13 protein-coding genes are annotated in these 12,974 nt (G+C 66.0%); 11 read left to right on the forward strand and 2 right to left on the reverse strand.

What is annotated here, in order from left to right; genetic code table 11:
- The first annotated feature begins 23 nt into the window (after positions 1–23).
- From hemC to AC1ZV1_RS01520, 4 genes are read left to right on the forward strand one after another with little or no spacing between them, the layout of a single operon-like run.
- Positions 24–962 carry a hydroxymethylbilane synthase gene (gene hemC / locus AC1ZV1_RS01505; protein WP_484295226.1) on the forward strand — a complete coding sequence of 313 codons (939 nt, stop codon included), beginning with the start codon at positions 24–26 and terminating at the stop codon, positions 960–962.
- Positions 959–1,717, forward strand: a complete 759-nt coding sequence (locus tag AC1ZV1_RS01510) for a uroporphyrinogen-III synthase (protein ID WP_484295227.1) — start codon at positions 959–961, stop codon at positions 1,715–1,717. Before hemC ends, AC1ZV1_RS01510 begins: the two co-directional genes overlap by 4 nt.
- A gap of 27 nt (positions 1,718–1,744) precedes the next feature.
- Positions 1,745–2,857 carry a uroporphyrinogen-III C-methyltransferase gene (locus tag AC1ZV1_RS01515; RefSeq protein WP_484295228.1) on the forward strand — a complete coding sequence of 371 codons (1,113 nt, stop codon included), beginning with the start codon at positions 1,745–1,747 and terminating at the stop codon, positions 2,855–2,857.
- Positions 2,854–4,086, forward strand: a complete 1,233-nt coding sequence (locus tag AC1ZV1_RS01520) for a heme biosynthesis HemY N-terminal domain-containing protein (protein WP_484295229.1) — start codon at positions 2,854–2,856, stop codon at positions 4,084–4,086. Before AC1ZV1_RS01515 ends, AC1ZV1_RS01520 begins: the two co-directional genes overlap by 4 nt.
- A gap of 44 nt (positions 4,087–4,130) precedes the next feature.
- Here the strand turns inward: AC1ZV1_RS01520 and AC1ZV1_RS01525 are convergent, their stop codons facing one another.
- Complete coding sequence (locus AC1ZV1_RS01525; protein ID WP_484295230.1) at positions 4,131–5,216, reverse strand: PQQ-dependent sugar dehydrogenase; 1,086 nt, start codon at positions 5,214–5,216, stop codon at positions 4,131–4,133.
- 116 nt (positions 5,217–5,332) lie between these two features.
- On the opposite strand from AC1ZV1_RS01525, the gene AC1ZV1_RS01530 reads away from it, so the two are divergent.
- From AC1ZV1_RS01530 to AC1ZV1_RS01540, 3 genes are all read left to right on the forward strand, one after another.
- On the forward strand, positions 5,333–5,818 hold the full coding sequence (locus AC1ZV1_RS01530) for a disulfide bond formation protein B (protein ID WP_484295231.1): 486 nt from the start codon (positions 5,333–5,335) through the stop codon (positions 5,816–5,818).
- Positions 5,819–6,075: 257 nt separating this feature from the next.
- A complete protein-coding gene (locus tag AC1ZV1_RS01535; RefSeq protein WP_045213212.1) occupies positions 6,076–6,543 on the forward strand; it encodes an Rsd/AlgQ family anti-sigma factor in 468 nt (155 codons plus the stop codon).
- 634 nt (positions 6,544–7,177) lie between these two features.
- A complete protein-coding gene (locus AC1ZV1_RS01540; RefSeq protein WP_484295232.1) occupies positions 7,178–8,347 on the forward strand; it encodes an AlgP family protein in 1,170 nt (389 codons plus the stop codon).
- A gap of 3 nt (positions 8,348–8,350) precedes the next feature.
- Here AC1ZV1_RS01540 and AC1ZV1_RS01545 read toward each other — a convergent pair whose 3' ends face one another.
- Positions 8,351–8,815 carry a TIGR02444 family protein gene (locus tag AC1ZV1_RS01545; RefSeq protein WP_484295233.1) on the reverse strand — a complete coding sequence of 155 codons (465 nt, stop codon included), beginning with the start codon at positions 8,813–8,815 and terminating at the stop codon, positions 8,351–8,353.
- Positions 8,816–8,862: 47 nt separating this feature from the next.
- Here AC1ZV1_RS01545 and AC1ZV1_RS01550 point away from each other — a divergent pair, with 47 nt between their 5' ends.
- The 4 genes from AC1ZV1_RS01550 to AC1ZV1_RS01565 all read left to right on the forward strand — a co-directional run bounded on the left by AC1ZV1_RS01550 (position 8,863) and on the right by AC1ZV1_RS01565 (position 12,969).
- Positions 8,863–10,773 (forward strand): ATP-binding cassette domain-containing protein, encoded by a 1,911-nt coding sequence (locus AC1ZV1_RS01550; RefSeq protein ID WP_484295234.1) that lies wholly within the window; start codon positions 8,863–8,865, stop codon positions 10,771–10,773.
- Positions 10,773–11,336, forward strand: coding sequence for a mechanosensitive ion channel domain-containing protein (locus AC1ZV1_RS01555; protein WP_484295235.1), 564 nt, complete (start codon positions 10,773–10,775; stop codon positions 11,334–11,336). The genes AC1ZV1_RS01550 and AC1ZV1_RS01555 overlap by 1 nt, the downstream gene beginning before the upstream one ends.
- 27 nt (positions 11,337–11,363) lie before the next feature.
- Positions 11,364–12,122, forward strand: a complete 759-nt coding sequence (locus tag AC1ZV1_RS01560; protein ID WP_484295236.1) for a TerC family protein — start codon at positions 11,364–11,366, stop codon at positions 12,120–12,122.
- A 217-nt stretch (positions 12,123–12,339) separates the two neighbouring features.
- Positions 12,340–12,969 (forward strand): LysE family transporter, encoded by a 630-nt coding sequence (locus AC1ZV1_RS01565; RefSeq protein ID WP_054910211.1) that lies wholly within the window; start codon positions 12,340–12,342, stop codon positions 12,967–12,969.
- The last annotated feature ends 5 nt before the right edge of the window (positions 12,970–12,974 follow it).

Genomic DNA, 12,974 nt, shown 5'->3' on the forward strand with positions numbered 1-12,974 from the left:
GCTTCCTTTGCCTGGAAATGCCCATGTCTCGCGAAATCCGTATCGCCACGCGCCAGAGCGCCCTGGCACTCTGGCAGGCCGAATACGTCAAGGCCCGCCTGGAACAGGCCCATCCCGGCCTGACCGTGACCCTCCTGCCGATGACCAGCCGCGGCGACAAGCTGCTGGACGCGCCGCTGGCGAAAATCGGTGGCAAGGGCCTGTTCGTCAAGGAGCTGGAAACCGCCCTGCTGGAGAACGAGGCGGACATCGCCGTGCACTCCATGAAAGACGTGCCGATGGATTTCCCCGAAGGCCTGGGCCTGTACTGCATCTGCGAGCGTGAAGACCCGCGCGACGCCTTTGTTTCCACTACCTACGCCAGCCTCGACGACCTGCCCGCCGGCAGCGTGGTCGGCACTTCCAGCCTGCGCCGCCAGGCCCAGTTGCTGGCCAGCCGCCCGGACCTGCAGATCCGCTTCCTGCGCGGCAACGTCAACACCCGCCTGGCCAAGCTCGACGCCGGCGAATACGACGCCATCATTCTCGCCGCCGCCGGCCTGATTCGCCTAGGCTTCGAAGACCGCATCCGCTCCTCCATCAGCGTCGAAGCCAGCCTGCCGGCCGGCGGACAGGGGGCGGTGGGGATCGAGTGCCGCACTGCCGATGCCGAAATCCATGCGCTGCTGCAGCCGCTGCACCACCGCGAGACCGCCCTGCGCGTCACTGCCGAACGCGCGCTGAACAAGCGCCTCAACGGCGGTTGCCAGGTCCCCATCGCCTGTTACGCCATCCTCGAAGGTGACCAGCTGTGGCTGCGGGGCCTGGTTGGCCAGCCCGATGGCACCCAACTGCTGCGCGCCGAAGCCCGCGCGCCGTTTGCCGAAGCTGAAGACCTCGGGGTGAAAGTCGCGGAAGAACTGCTGGACCAGGGTGCCCAGGAAATCCTTACCGCAGTCTATGGCGAGGCCGGTCATCCGTGAGCCGCTGGCGGCTGCTGCTGACCCGCCCCGACGAGGATTGCGCGGCGCTTGCTGCCTTCCTCGCCGAGCACGGGATCCACGGCGATTGTCTGCCTTTGCTGGCGATCACGCCGCGAGAAGAGACACCCGCCGAGCGCAGCCTGATCCTTGACCTGGACCGTTATTGCGCGGTTATTGTGGTCAGCAAGCCTGCAGCTCGCCTGGGCCTGGAGCGGCTCGACCGCTACTGGCCGCAACCGCCACTGACCCAGCGCTGGTTCACCGTCGGTGCCGCCACGGCAGCTATCCTCGAAGACTACGGACTGGATGTCGTCTGTCCGCAGGATGGCGACGACAGCGAAGCGTTGCTGGCCCTGCCGGCGTTCGAGCAGGCCCTGCAGGTGCATGATCCGAAGGTGTTGATCATGCGTGGCGAGAGTGGCCGAGAATTCCTCGCCGAGCGCCTGCGCGGCCAAGGCGTGGCGGTCGACTATCTGGAACTCTACCGGCGCGAACTGCCGGCTTATCCCCGGGGCGAATTGCTGCGGCGAATCCAGGTGGAGCGTTTGAACGCCATCGCGGTCAGTAGTGGGCAGGGGCTGGAGCACCTGCGGCAGCTGGCGGCGGAGGATTGGCTGCAGGTAAGCGCGATGCCCTTGTTCGTGCCCAGTCCGCGGGTGGCTGAGCAGGCGCGGGAGATGGGCGCGCTGCACGTAATCGATTGCCGGGGCGCCAGCCCAGCGGCATTAATGGAAGCGTTGAGAAACGCCGACTAGAACAATTTCCGAGCGAAGGATGGATCTGTGAGCGAAGCCGTCACTCCCCAAGAGACTTCACCAACATCGTCCAGTCCGGCCGCCGTGCCGGCCCCGCGCAAGGGCGGCACGGGCATCGCGCTGCTGGCCCTGCTGGTCGGCGCCGCCGGCCTCGCCGCAGGTGGCTGGGGCCTCTGGCAGGTCCAGCAACTGAAGGCCGCCGAGCAGCAGCGTGCCGCGCAACTGGAAGACGCCCGCGCCCAGGCGCAGGGCGTGCAGAGCGCGAATGCCCAGTTGAACAAGCGCCTGGACACTTTGCCCAACGCCGATGAACTCGAAGCTCGCCGCCGCCTGGTGGTCGAGCTGCAGGGCGATCAGCAGCAATTGGCCAAGCAGGTCAAGCAGGTGCTGGGGCAGAGCCGCCAGCAGTGGCGCTTGGCTGAATCCGAGCACTTGCTGCGCCTGGCCGCGCTGCGCCTGTCTGCCCTGCAGGATATCGACAGCGCCACCGAACTGGTCCAGGGCGCCGACGACATCCTCCGCGTGAACAATGATCCGGGCGCCTTCGCTGCCCGCGCGCAACTGGCCAAGAGCCTCGAGGCGCTGCGTGCGCTGCCGCGGCCGGACCGTACCGGGCTGTTCCTGCAACTGGGCGCATTGCGCGACCAGGCGGCCCAGCTGCAACCGCTGAACCCGGCGTTCAGGCCCTCCGAGGGCGGCGCCGGGCCGAGCACCGCCTGGGGCGATGGCAGCAGCACCTGGGACCAGTGGTGGGAGCGCATCTCGCGCTACGTGCGCATCGATTTCAACGCCGGGCAGGATATCCGCCCGCTGCTCTCCGGCCAGCAGCTGGACCGTGTTCGCCTGGCCCTGAGCCTGGCCCTGGAGCAGGCTCAGTGGGCCGCGCTGAATGGCAAGCAGGATGTCTACGAGCAGTCGCTCAAGCAGGCCAAGCAGATCATTGCCGATTTCTTCAACGCCGATCTCGCCGACAGCCGTGCGCTCGTCACTCGCCTGGATGAGCTCAGTGGCCAGGCGGTCACCGTGCAGACGCCCGACCTCGGTCCGGCCCTGAGTTCGCTGCAGGCCTACCTGTCGCGCCGCGAGAGCGCGGTGCAGCAGCAGGAGGCGGTGGCGCCGGACGCGGGGACCCAGCCATGAGTCGCCTCTATGTCCTGATTCTCGCCGTGGTCCTGGCAGCCACGCTGGTGGGATTGGCCATCGCCGAACAATCCGGCTACGTGCTGATCGCCTACAAGAGCTTCCGCTACGAATCCAGCCTGTGGACCTTCCTCGCGCTGCTGGTGGTGCTCTGGGCGATCTATCTTGCCGTGCGCCTGGTGCTGCGTCTGCTAGGCGTCTCCGGCCGCGTGGTGAACCCCTGGTCGCGCTTCAACCGCCGTCGCCGTTCGCAGCTGGCGGAGGAGCACGGTCAGCGTGATCTCGCCGAAGGCCACTGGGCACAGGCGCTGCGTCACCTGCGCCGCGCGGCAGAGCTGAACGACCGCCCGCTGCCGCACTACCTGGGGGCTGCCCGCGCGGCCAACGAACTGGGCAAGACCGAAGAGTGCGACGAGTTGCTGGACCGTGCCCTGAAGCGCGAACCCGGCGCCGAGCTCGCCGTGGGCCTGACTCGCGCGCAACTGCTGATCAACCGGGGTGACTTCACCCGCGCTCGCGTGGTGCTGGACAAACTTCACCAGGATCATCCGCGTCATCCCACCGTGCTGCGCCTGCTCCAGCAACTCTACGTCAGCCTTCATGAATGGCAGGCGCTGTGCGTGCTCCTGCCGGAACTGCGCAAGGAGCGTGTGTTGCAGAACGCCGAGCTGGCGGACCTTGAGCGTCGCACCTGGATGGCTGCGCTGGGCGAGGCGGGCGAGCAGGGCGTGGGGCAGGGCGAGAGCAGCCTGCAGCCGCTCACCCAGCGCTGGCAGAACGTGCCGAGCAACCTTCGCGCCCAGCCGCTGCTGGTGGCTGCGTACGCCGAACAGCTGCTGCGCTTGGGGGCGCCGGAAGAGGCTGAGGAGGTGCTGCGCAAAGCGCTCAAGGAGGGCTACGACAGCCGCCTGGTGCACTTGTATGGCCGTGCTCGCGGCTGCGATGCCGCCCACCAGCTGAAGAGCGCCGAAGGCTGGCTCAAGCAGCATGGCGACGATCCCGAGCTGCTGCTGACCCTCGGTCGCCTCAGCCTGCAGAACAAGCTGTGGGGCAAGGCCCGCGAATACCTGGAAGCCAGCCTGGCGCGTCAGCGCAGTGCAGAAACCTGTGCCGAACTGGCGCGCCTGCTGGCGCAGCTGGGCGAGGTGGAGCGCAGCAACCAGCTGTTCCAGGAAGGCCTCGGCCTGCTGGCGCCGCCGGTGTCCCTGCCGGTCCCGGCGCGGGCCTGATCCGCTGCACGTGAAAACGGCGCCCTCGGGCGCCGTTTTCGTTTTCAGCGTTTGCCGTAGCTGATCCGGTAGATCGCGCCGTTCTGGTCGTCGCTGACCAGCAGCGAACCGTCTGGTGCCACCAGGACGTCGGCGGGCCGCCCATGGACCTGGCCGTCCTTGTCGAGCCAGCCCTCGGCAAACACGCTCTGGCGCTTCAGCGTGCCGTCGTCGTTGAGTTCGACCCGTGCCACGCGATAACCGATCTTCTGCGTGCGGTTCCACGAGCCATGCTCGGCGATGAACAGGTTGTTGCGGTACTCGGCGGGAAATTGCTCGCCGGTGTAGAAGCGCAGGCCGAGCGCTGCGACGTGAGGGCCGAGCTTGGCTACTGGTGGGGTGAAGGCCGAGCAGGGTGTCTTGCCTTCCTCAGGGTCGGCGATATCGCCCTGGTGGCAGTCCGGATAGCCGAAGTCCTCGCCAGCCTTGCTGAGTTTGTTCAGTTCGTCATCGGGCCTGTCGTCGCCGAGCATGTCACGCCCGTTGTCGGTGAACCACAGCTGCCTGGTCTGTGGGTGCCAGGTGAAGCCGACGGTGTTGCGAATACCGTAGGCGACCACTTCCCGCGCACTGCCATCGGCGTTCATGCGCTGCAGGTTGGCGTAGTGCTCGCGGTCCGGGCGGCAAATGTTGCACGGTGCGCCGACCGGTACATAGAGCTTTTCGTCGGGGCCGAAGGCGATGAACTTCCAGCCATGCGCGGTCTCCTTCGGAAACTGTGCCGGCAGTTCCTCGGCCTTGGGCGGGGCATCGAGGTGCGCCTCGATGTCGCGCAGCACGACGATGCGGTTGATCGAGGAAACGTACAGGTCACCCTTGTCGAAGGCCACACCCACGGGCATCTGCAAGCCGTCGGCGAGCGCCTTCACCTGCCCGTCGGGCTTCACCGCGTAGACCTTGTCGGCCGAGCGGCTGCCCACGAACAGCGTGCCCTTGTCACCCCAGGCCATAGCGCGCGCGCCCGGTACCTGGTCAGTGAGCAGGCTGATATGAAACCCTTCCGGTAAACGGATCTGGCTGAGATCGGTGGCGGCAATGGCCGGTGCTGCTGTCAGGGAAAGCAGCGAGCACAGTGCGAGATGACGACGCATGGCAGGAATTCCTGGATGAGTGCCACGGCCAGTCTAGACACTCGCCTTGAACTGATCGCCGTGTTTCCTCTACCGTAGCGGCCTTTCGTGCAACAGCGCTTTTCAGTGGAGCCGCCATGAACCTGGCCAGCCCTCGTTCCCTGTTCTTCCTTGCTTTCCTCGCCTGCGTCGCTTTGCTCGGCACTGGTTTCTACCTGCAGTACGTGGTTGGGCTCGAGCCCTGCCCACTGTGCATCCTGCAGCGCATCTTCTTTGCCGGCTGCGGCCTGTTCTCGCTGATCGCCGCGCTGCACGGCCGCGCGCCGCGCGTGTACTCGCTGCTGATCCTGCTCAGTGCGCTGGGTGGTGCCGGCACCGCGGGGCGCCAGATCTGGCTGCAGACCCTGCCGCCGGACCAACTGCCGTCGTGCCTGCCGCCGCTGGACTTCATGCTCGAAAGCATGCCCTACACGCAGATCCTCTACACCATGTTCCACGGTTCGGCCGACTGCGCCGAGATCACCTGGACCTTGCTCGGCATGAGCATCGCGGAGTGGAGCCTGCTGGCGTTCGTTGGTTACGCGCTGTTCGCCATCGTGCAGTTCTTCCGCCGCCGCGGCTGAGCGTCGCATCTCAATTCGCCATGGCCTGCGCCTCATCGGCGCAGGCCAGAGGCGTCGCGGTCTGTCGATTAAACGCTCGTATGAATTTTCCCGTTGCCGGTGTCTTGAAGGCGATAACGGGCGGGCATACTCTGGTTTTCCACTCCGTCGGAAAGCCGCCGCCGAACAAGCTTCACACATCGCGGATGTCGAGAGTCGACAGAATATTGTCCCGGGGCGGACTTTGCCGGGACGGCGAAAAGGGAAGTGAGGACAACATGCTCGAGAGCTGCCGTAATGCCCAGGAACGTTGGGGAGGCGTACACCAGCTGATCGACCGCTGGTTGCGGGATCGACATGAGTTGGTCCGGGCATTCGATTCCCTGGACGGTGTCCAGGCACCGAAGACCAACGCCGAAAACCTCCAGAGCTTCTGCCAGCTTCTGCTCGACTACGTGTCGGCGGGGCACTTCGAAGTCTACGAACAGCTGATGAACGAGGCCCAGGCCTTCGGCGATACCCGTGGACTCGAACTGGCCAAGCAGATCTACCCGCGGCTGGAAACCATCACCGCCAATGCGCTCAACTTCAACGACCGTTGCGACAACGGTGATTGCCGCGAAGGCACCTGCCTGACCAGCGAACTGAAGAGCCTGCGCCAGCAACTGCACGAACGCTTCGAGCTGGAAGATTGCCTGATCGAAGTGCTGCACAACTCCCACGAGCAGAAAGCCGTCACGGCCTGATCGTCGAGTTGCCCGACAACGGCGCGAGCGCTTCAAGCACTCGCGCCGTTTTCATTTCTGCTCCTGGTCGCGCCATCCTTCCGATCGCTGTCGGACTCCAGGATGCGATGGGGTTCGCCTGCCAGTCTCGGAATGCCTTTGCCGTGGTGGAGAATGCACGCCATTCGGCAGCTCGCGTGCGTGCTCGGAGACTCTTTTTTGCGCGCGCAGTCACCGTTGAAAGCGTGCCGTTGCGCCGCCGTCGGGCATCCCCTTGCGCACGTTTCCTGCTACCTCGCGGCTGTGCTTTGCGCGCTGCGCAGGGTGATCGCAGACAACTGTGGAAGCGTCTGGAAATCGGTTTCCGTAAAGCATGGGGAAGGCTCTGTATCGGGGCTTTGCGCTCTGTGGCGCACATATTTTTTTCGGCCTCAAAGGCACGGGGCGCGGGCGTTTGCGCCGTTCTGCCGGTTGCGGCCACGGAACCAAGTTCGCCTGGCGGCGTCATTGGGTGAGTGAAAAAAACGCGCCTTCGCGCAACGCTGAAATCCTCTGAAGCCGATGCCTGCTGCGGCCTGCAGCACAATCAGGACATTGGCGAGAGGCCATCAGCGGGGCTAGTATGGGCGCAACCACGTCCGCCAGGAGGCACGTCATGTCGGCCAACAAGAAACCCGTCACTACCCCTCTGCACCTGCTGCACCAGTTGTCCAACAGTCTGATCGAACACCTCGAAGGTGCCTGCAAGCAGGCGCTCGTCGATTCCGAAAAGCTGCTCGCCAAGCTCGAGAAACAACGCGGCAAGGCTCAGGAGAAGCTGCACAACGCTCGCACCAAGCTGCAGGACGCGACCAAGGCCGGCAAGGCAAAGGCGCAGGCCAAGGCCAAGTCGAGCATCGCTGAGCTCGATGGTGTGCTGGATGTTCTGAAGACCCGCCAGACTGAAACCCGTGCCTACATCGCCAACCTCAAGCGCGATGTGCAGGAGAGCCTGAAGCTTGCCCAGGGCGTGACCAAGGTGAAGGAAGCCGCTGGCAAATCCCTCGCTACCCGCAAGCCGGTGGCTGCCGCTGCCAAGCCGGTTGCCCGGAGCGCTGCCAAGCCGGCCGCCAAGCCAGCTGCTAAACCGGCAGCCAAGCCCGCTGCGAAAGCCGCTGCAAAACCTGCTGCCAAGCCGGCGGCCAAGGTCGCCGCCGCCAAGCCTGCTGCCGCGAAAGCGGCTGCCAAGCCCGCTGCTAAACCGGCTGCCAAGCCTGCCGCGAAAGTTGCTGCCAAACCCGCTGCGAAGACCGCTGCTGCTAAACCTGCTGCTGCCAAACCGGCTGCTAAGCCTGCTGCGAAAGCCGCCGCCAAACCTGCAGCCAAACCGACTGCGAAGACTGCTGCTGCCAAGCCTGCCGCCAAACCGGCTACGAAAGCCGCTGCCAAGCCTGCCGCCAAACCGGCTACGAAAGCCGCTGCCAAGCCTGCCGCCAAACCGGCTGCGAAAGCCGCTGCCAAACCGGCCGCGAAACCCGCTGCCGCCAAGCCCGCTGCCAAGCCTGCCGCGAAGCCTGCTATCGCTGCGAAACCGGTTGCCAAGCCTGCCGCTAAACCGGCTGCCAAGCCTGCCGTGAAAGCCGCCGCCAAGCCTGCTGCTAAACCGGCCGCCAAGCCTGCGGCAAAACCGGCTGCGGCGAAGCCCGCCGTTGCTGCCAAGCCGGCTGCCCCGGCTGCTCCGAGCGCCCCGGCTGCCCAGCCGAGCACTCCAACTGCTACTCCGGTTGCCAGCACTACTCCGGCACCGGCGGCTCCGGCCAGCAGCACCTCCTCCAGCGCTTCCTAAGGCTCAGGAGAGGCTCGCCGCGGTGCGCAGGGTTTCCCGCGCATCGCGGCGCAAGCTGCCGGCTTCTCCTGCCGCGGCTTCCAGCCAGCGCGACAGGTCTTCCGCTTCACCCCGTGGCCAATCCTGCGCCACTGCCTCCAGTCTCCCCAGCAAAACCTTCTCCGCTTCCAGTTCGAGCTGCTTGATCCGCTCGCGCAGCGGCGCCAGTTGCGCGTCCTGCTTCGCCGACTCTCGCCAACGCTGACGCAGCGAACGCAACGGCATTACCACCTCGTCATGCCATCCCCGCGCCGTGCTTTCCAGCTCGCTCATTCGCGCCGCCGCGAAGGCCGCGCTGGCGTTCCCCAGCCACGCCGCGGTGAGCAGCAGGCAGACATCCGCGCCGGCCTCCTGGAGCGCCAGGCAAGCCGCCTCAACCCCAGGGCGGGAGTAGAGTTTCAGCGCATACGACCAGACATCATCAGACATAGAGCCCCCACAGCGATTGCCAGGCGAAGCTGATAAACTCCGCCGCCATGATTCGACTACAAAATCTTACGCTACAGCGTGGCCCCCAGCGCTTGCTGGAAGGTGCCGAACTCACCCTGCACGCCGGACAGAAAGTCGGCCTGATCGGCGCCAACGGCGCCGGCAAGTCGAGCCTGTTCGCCCTGCTGCGCGGCCAGCTCGGCCAGGACGCCGGCGACTGCTACCTGCCCGCTGACTGGCGCATTGCGCACATGCGCCAGGAGGTCGATACCCTCGACCGCCTCGCCGTCGACTACGTGCTCGACGGCGACGTGCACCTGCGCAAGATCCAGGCGGACCTCGTCGCGGCTGAAGACGCCCACGACGGCACCGCCCTGGCACGTCTGCACAGCGAGCTCGACAGCGCCGACGGATACACCGCCGACGCCCGTGCGCGCAAGCTGCTGGCCGGGCTCGGTTTCACGCCCGAGCAGATGGATCGTCGCGTCGGCGACTTCTCCGGTGGCTGGCGGATGCGCCTGAACCTGGCGCAGGCGCTGATGTGCCCGTCCGAACTGCTGCTGCTCGACGAACCCACCAACCACCTCGACCTCGATGCCATCCTCTGGCTCGAAGAGTGGCTCAAGGGTTACCCGGGCACGCTGCTGTTGATCTCCCACGATCGCGACTTCCTCGACGCCGTGGTGGACAACATCGCTCACCTCGAACAGCGCAAGCTGACCCTGTACCGCGGCGGCTACTCGGCCTTCGAACGCACCCGCGCCGAGCGTCTCGCCCAGCAGCAACAGGCGTACGAGAAGCAGCAGACGCAACGCGCCCACATGGAAAAGTACATCGCCCGCTTCCGCGCCCAGGCTACCAAGGCCCGCCAGGCGCAGAGCCGGATCAAGGCGCTGGAGCGCCTGGAAGAACTGGCACCGGCCCACGTCGATTCGCCGTTCGACTTCGCCTTCCGCGAGTCCGACAAGATTTCCAGCCCGCTGCTCAACCTGTCCGAAGCCCGCCTGGGCTACGGCGAGAAAACGGTGCTGGAGAAGGTCAAGCTGCAACTGGTGCCCGGCGCGCGGATCGGCCTGCTCGGCCCCAACGGCGCAGGCAAGTCGACCCTGATCAAGACCCTGTCCGGCGACCTGTCGCTGCTGTCCGGCGAGCTCGCCCGTGGCGAGAACCTCGCCATCGGCTACTTCGCCCAGCACCAGCTCGACTCGCTGGACCCCAAGGCCAGCCCGTTGCTGCACCTGGCCCGCATCGCGCCGGCCGAACGCGAGCAGACCCTGCGCGACTTCCTCGGCGGCTTCGACTTCCGTGGCGAGCGCTGCGACGAGCCGGTGCTGAATTTCTCCGGCGGCGAGAAGGCGCGTCTGGCGCTGGCGCTGATCGCCTGGCAGAAGCCCAACCTGCTGCTGCTCGACGAACCGACCAACCACCTCGACCTGGAGATGCGCCTGGCGCTGACCCTGGCGCTGCAGGAATTCTCCGGCGCCGTGGTGGTGGTATCGCACGATCGTCACCTGCTCAAGAGCACCACCGACGAATTCTTCCTGGTGGCCGATGGGCGCATCCAGGAATTCGACGGCGACCTCGACGACTACGCTCGCTGGCTGGTGGATTTCCGCGCGCGGCAGACGCCGTCCGCGCCGGCTGTCGCCGCTGGCGACAAGACCGACAAGCGCGCGCAGCGCCAGGCCGCCGCCGCGCTGCGTCAACAGCTGGCGCCGCACAAGCGCGAAGCGGACAAGCTGGAGAAGGAACTGAGCAAGGTCCACGAGCAGTTGGCCGAGCTGGAGCAGCGCCTCGGCGACAGCGCGCTCTACGAAGCCGCGCGCAAGGACGAGCTGCGCGACCTGCTGGCTCGCCAAGCCACGTTGAAGGCTCGCGAAAGTGAGCTGGAAGAGTCCTGGCTGATGGCGCTGGAAACCCTCGAAGAGCTGCAGCGCCAGCTTGAGGCCAGCGAGTGATGGACGACGTGAGCCTGCTGGTGGCGTGGAGCGAACCGCTGCTGCGTGGCGGCCAGATCATCCTCGTCCTGGTGCTGGCGTGGCTGCTGCAGCGCGGGGTAGCGCGTGCCGTCAGCCGCCTGGGCGAGCGCTACCCGATGCCGCCGGAGCTGCTGCTGCCGCTGCGCGGCGGCCTGCGCTGGCTGATCATGGGCTCGGCGCTGATGCTGGTGCTGGAGCGCCTGGGTGTCTCCGCCGATGTGCTCTGGGCCGCGCTGACCGGATTCGCCGCAGTGGCCGCGGTCGCCTTCTTCGCCATCTGGAGCGTGCTCTCCAACCTGTTCTGCGCGCTGATGATCTTCACCATGGGGCCGTTCCGCCTGGGGGATCGCGTGGAAGTCATCGAGTCCGCCGACAAGCCGGGCGTGAAGGGGCGGGTGATCGCCATCAACCTGCTCTATACCACTCTGGAAGAGGTCGCCGAGGACGGCGCGCCAGGCGCGCTGCTGCAGGTGCCGAACAACCTGTTCTTCCAGAAAGCCATCCGCCGCTGGCGTGGCCCGAATTTTCCCACCACTCCCTGACCCCCTAGCCCTCGATGGATTCCCCCTATGGAATGGCTCACTAGCCCCGAAATCTGGGTTGCCTTTCTGACCCTGACTGCCCTGGAAATCGTCCTGGGCATCGACAACATCATCTTCATTTCGATCCTGGTCGGCCGTCTCCCGCCCGCCCAGCAACCCAAGGCACGCTTCTTCGGGCTGGCGCTGGCGATGGGCACGCGAATCCTGCTGCTGCTCTCGATCACCTGGGTCATGCGCCTGACTGCCGACCTGTTCACCGTGTTCGATCACGGCATTTCCGGTCGCGACCTGATCCTCTTCTTCGGCGGCCTGTTCCTGCTGTTCAAGAGCACCATGGAAATCTTCCACAGCCTCGAAGGCGCGGAGGATGGCGCGCAGCAGGGCGGCAAGCCGCGCGGCTTCATGGGCATCATCATCCAGATCGCGATCATCGATATCGTGTTCTCCCTGGACTCGGTGATCACCGCCGTGGGCCTGGTGCAGCACGTACCGGTGATGGTCGCGGCCATCGTCATTTCGGTCGGTGTGATGATGCTGTCGGCCGGCACCATCAGTGCCTTCATCGAGAAGCACCCGTCGCTGAAGATGCTGGCGCTGTCGTTCCTCATCGTGGTCGGTACCGTGCTGATCGCCGAGGCCTTCGAGATCCATGTGCCCAAGGGCTACGTGTACTTCGCCATGGCCTTCTCGCTGGCGGTGGAGGCGATCAACATCCGCCTGCGCGGCGCCCTGGCGCGCAAACGCGGCGAGGAGCCGGTGAAACTGCGCAAGGACATGCCGAGCTGATCGGTCCGTCGTGAAACGAAAAAGCCCGGCCCAGTGCCGGGCTTTTTTGTTTGGCCCCAGACTGTAGGAGCGGGCCACGGCCGCGATCGCGCGGATGGCGCGCACCTACGAGGATCATCCGACCTTCGTCGGCAACGCTGGGCGAGCCCGCGCGACTGAGGCACACTGGCTGCCCGTAACAAATGATTGCGCCTGCCTGGGCGCCGTGAGGTCCGCCATGCTCGCCAGTACCTGGTTCGCCTTCTTCATCGCCTGCTGGGTGATCAGCCTGTCGCCCGGCGCCGGGGCCATCGCCTCGATGTCCTGCGGGCTGCAATACGGTTTCTGGCGCGGCTACTGGAACGCCCTGGGCCTGCAGATCGGCCTGGCACTGCAGATCGCGATCGTCGCTGCCGGCGTTGGCGCACTGCTCTCGGCATCCGCGGTGGCCTTCAGTGCAATCAAGTGGTTCGGCGTGGTCTACCTGGTTTACCTCGCCTACCGCCAGTGGACCGCTGCTCCGCAGGTGATGGCGGCAAGCGGAGAGCGCCCCATCGGCCGGCCGCTGACCCTGGTGCTGCGTGGTTTCCTGGTCAACGCCAGCAACCCCAAGGCAGTGATCTTCATGCTCGCGGTGCTGCCGCAGTTCGTCGATCCGCACCGTCCGATGGCGATCCAGTACGTGATCATGGGCGCGACCATGATCACCGTCGACCTGATCGTCATGGCCGGCTACACCGGCCTGGCCGCCCGCGTGTTGCGAGCATTGCGCTCGCAACGCCAGCAGCGGGTGATGAATCGTACGTTCGCGACCCTCTTCGTGGGTGCCGCCGCGCTACTTGCCACCGTCCGCCGCGCGCCGGCTTGAGGGTG

It is taken from the genome of Pseudomonas sp. BB438 (assembly GCF_057180225.1).

Coding starts and splice junctions, on each gene's coding strand:
- AC1ZV1_RS01520 (WP_484295229.1), top strand. CDS start 2,854: ATGAGTCGCCTCTATGTCCTGATTCTCGCCGTGGTCCTGGCAGCCACG.
- AC1ZV1_RS01530 (WP_484295231.1), top strand. CDS start 5,333: ATGAACCTGGCCAGCCCTCGTTCCCTGTTCTTCCTTGCTTTCCTCGCC.
- AC1ZV1_RS01525 (WP_484295230.1), bottom strand. CDS start 5,216: ATGCGTCGTCATCTCGCACTGTGCTCGCTGCTTTCCCTGACAGCAGCA.
- AC1ZV1_RS01550 (WP_484295234.1), top strand. CDS start 8,863: ATGATTCGACTACAAAATCTTACGCTACAGCGTGGCCCCCAGCGCTTG.
- AC1ZV1_RS01555 (WP_484295235.1), top strand. CDS start 10,773: ATGGACGACGTGAGCCTGCTGGTGGCGTGGAGCGAACCGCTGCTGCGT.
- AC1ZV1_RS01560 (WP_484295236.1), top strand. CDS start 11,364: ATGGAATGGCTCACTAGCCCCGAAATCTGGGTTGCCTTTCTGACCCTG.
- AC1ZV1_RS01535 (WP_045213212.1), top strand. CDS start 6,076: ATGCTCGAGAGCTGCCGTAATGCCCAGGAACGTTGGGGAGGCGTACAC.
- AC1ZV1_RS01540 (WP_484295232.1), top strand. CDS start 7,178: ATGTCGGCCAACAAGAAACCCGTCACTACCCCTCTGCACCTGCTGCAC.
- AC1ZV1_RS01545 (WP_484295233.1), bottom strand. CDS start 8,815: ATGTCTGATGATGTCTGGTCGTATGCGCTGAAACTCTACTCCCGCCCT.
- hemC (WP_484295226.1), top strand. CDS start 24: ATGTCTCGCGAAATCCGTATCGCCACGCGCCAGAGCGCCCTGGCACTC.
- AC1ZV1_RS01565 (WP_054910211.1), top strand. CDS start 12,340: ATGCTCGCCAGTACCTGGTTCGCCTTCTTCATCGCCTGCTGGGTGATC.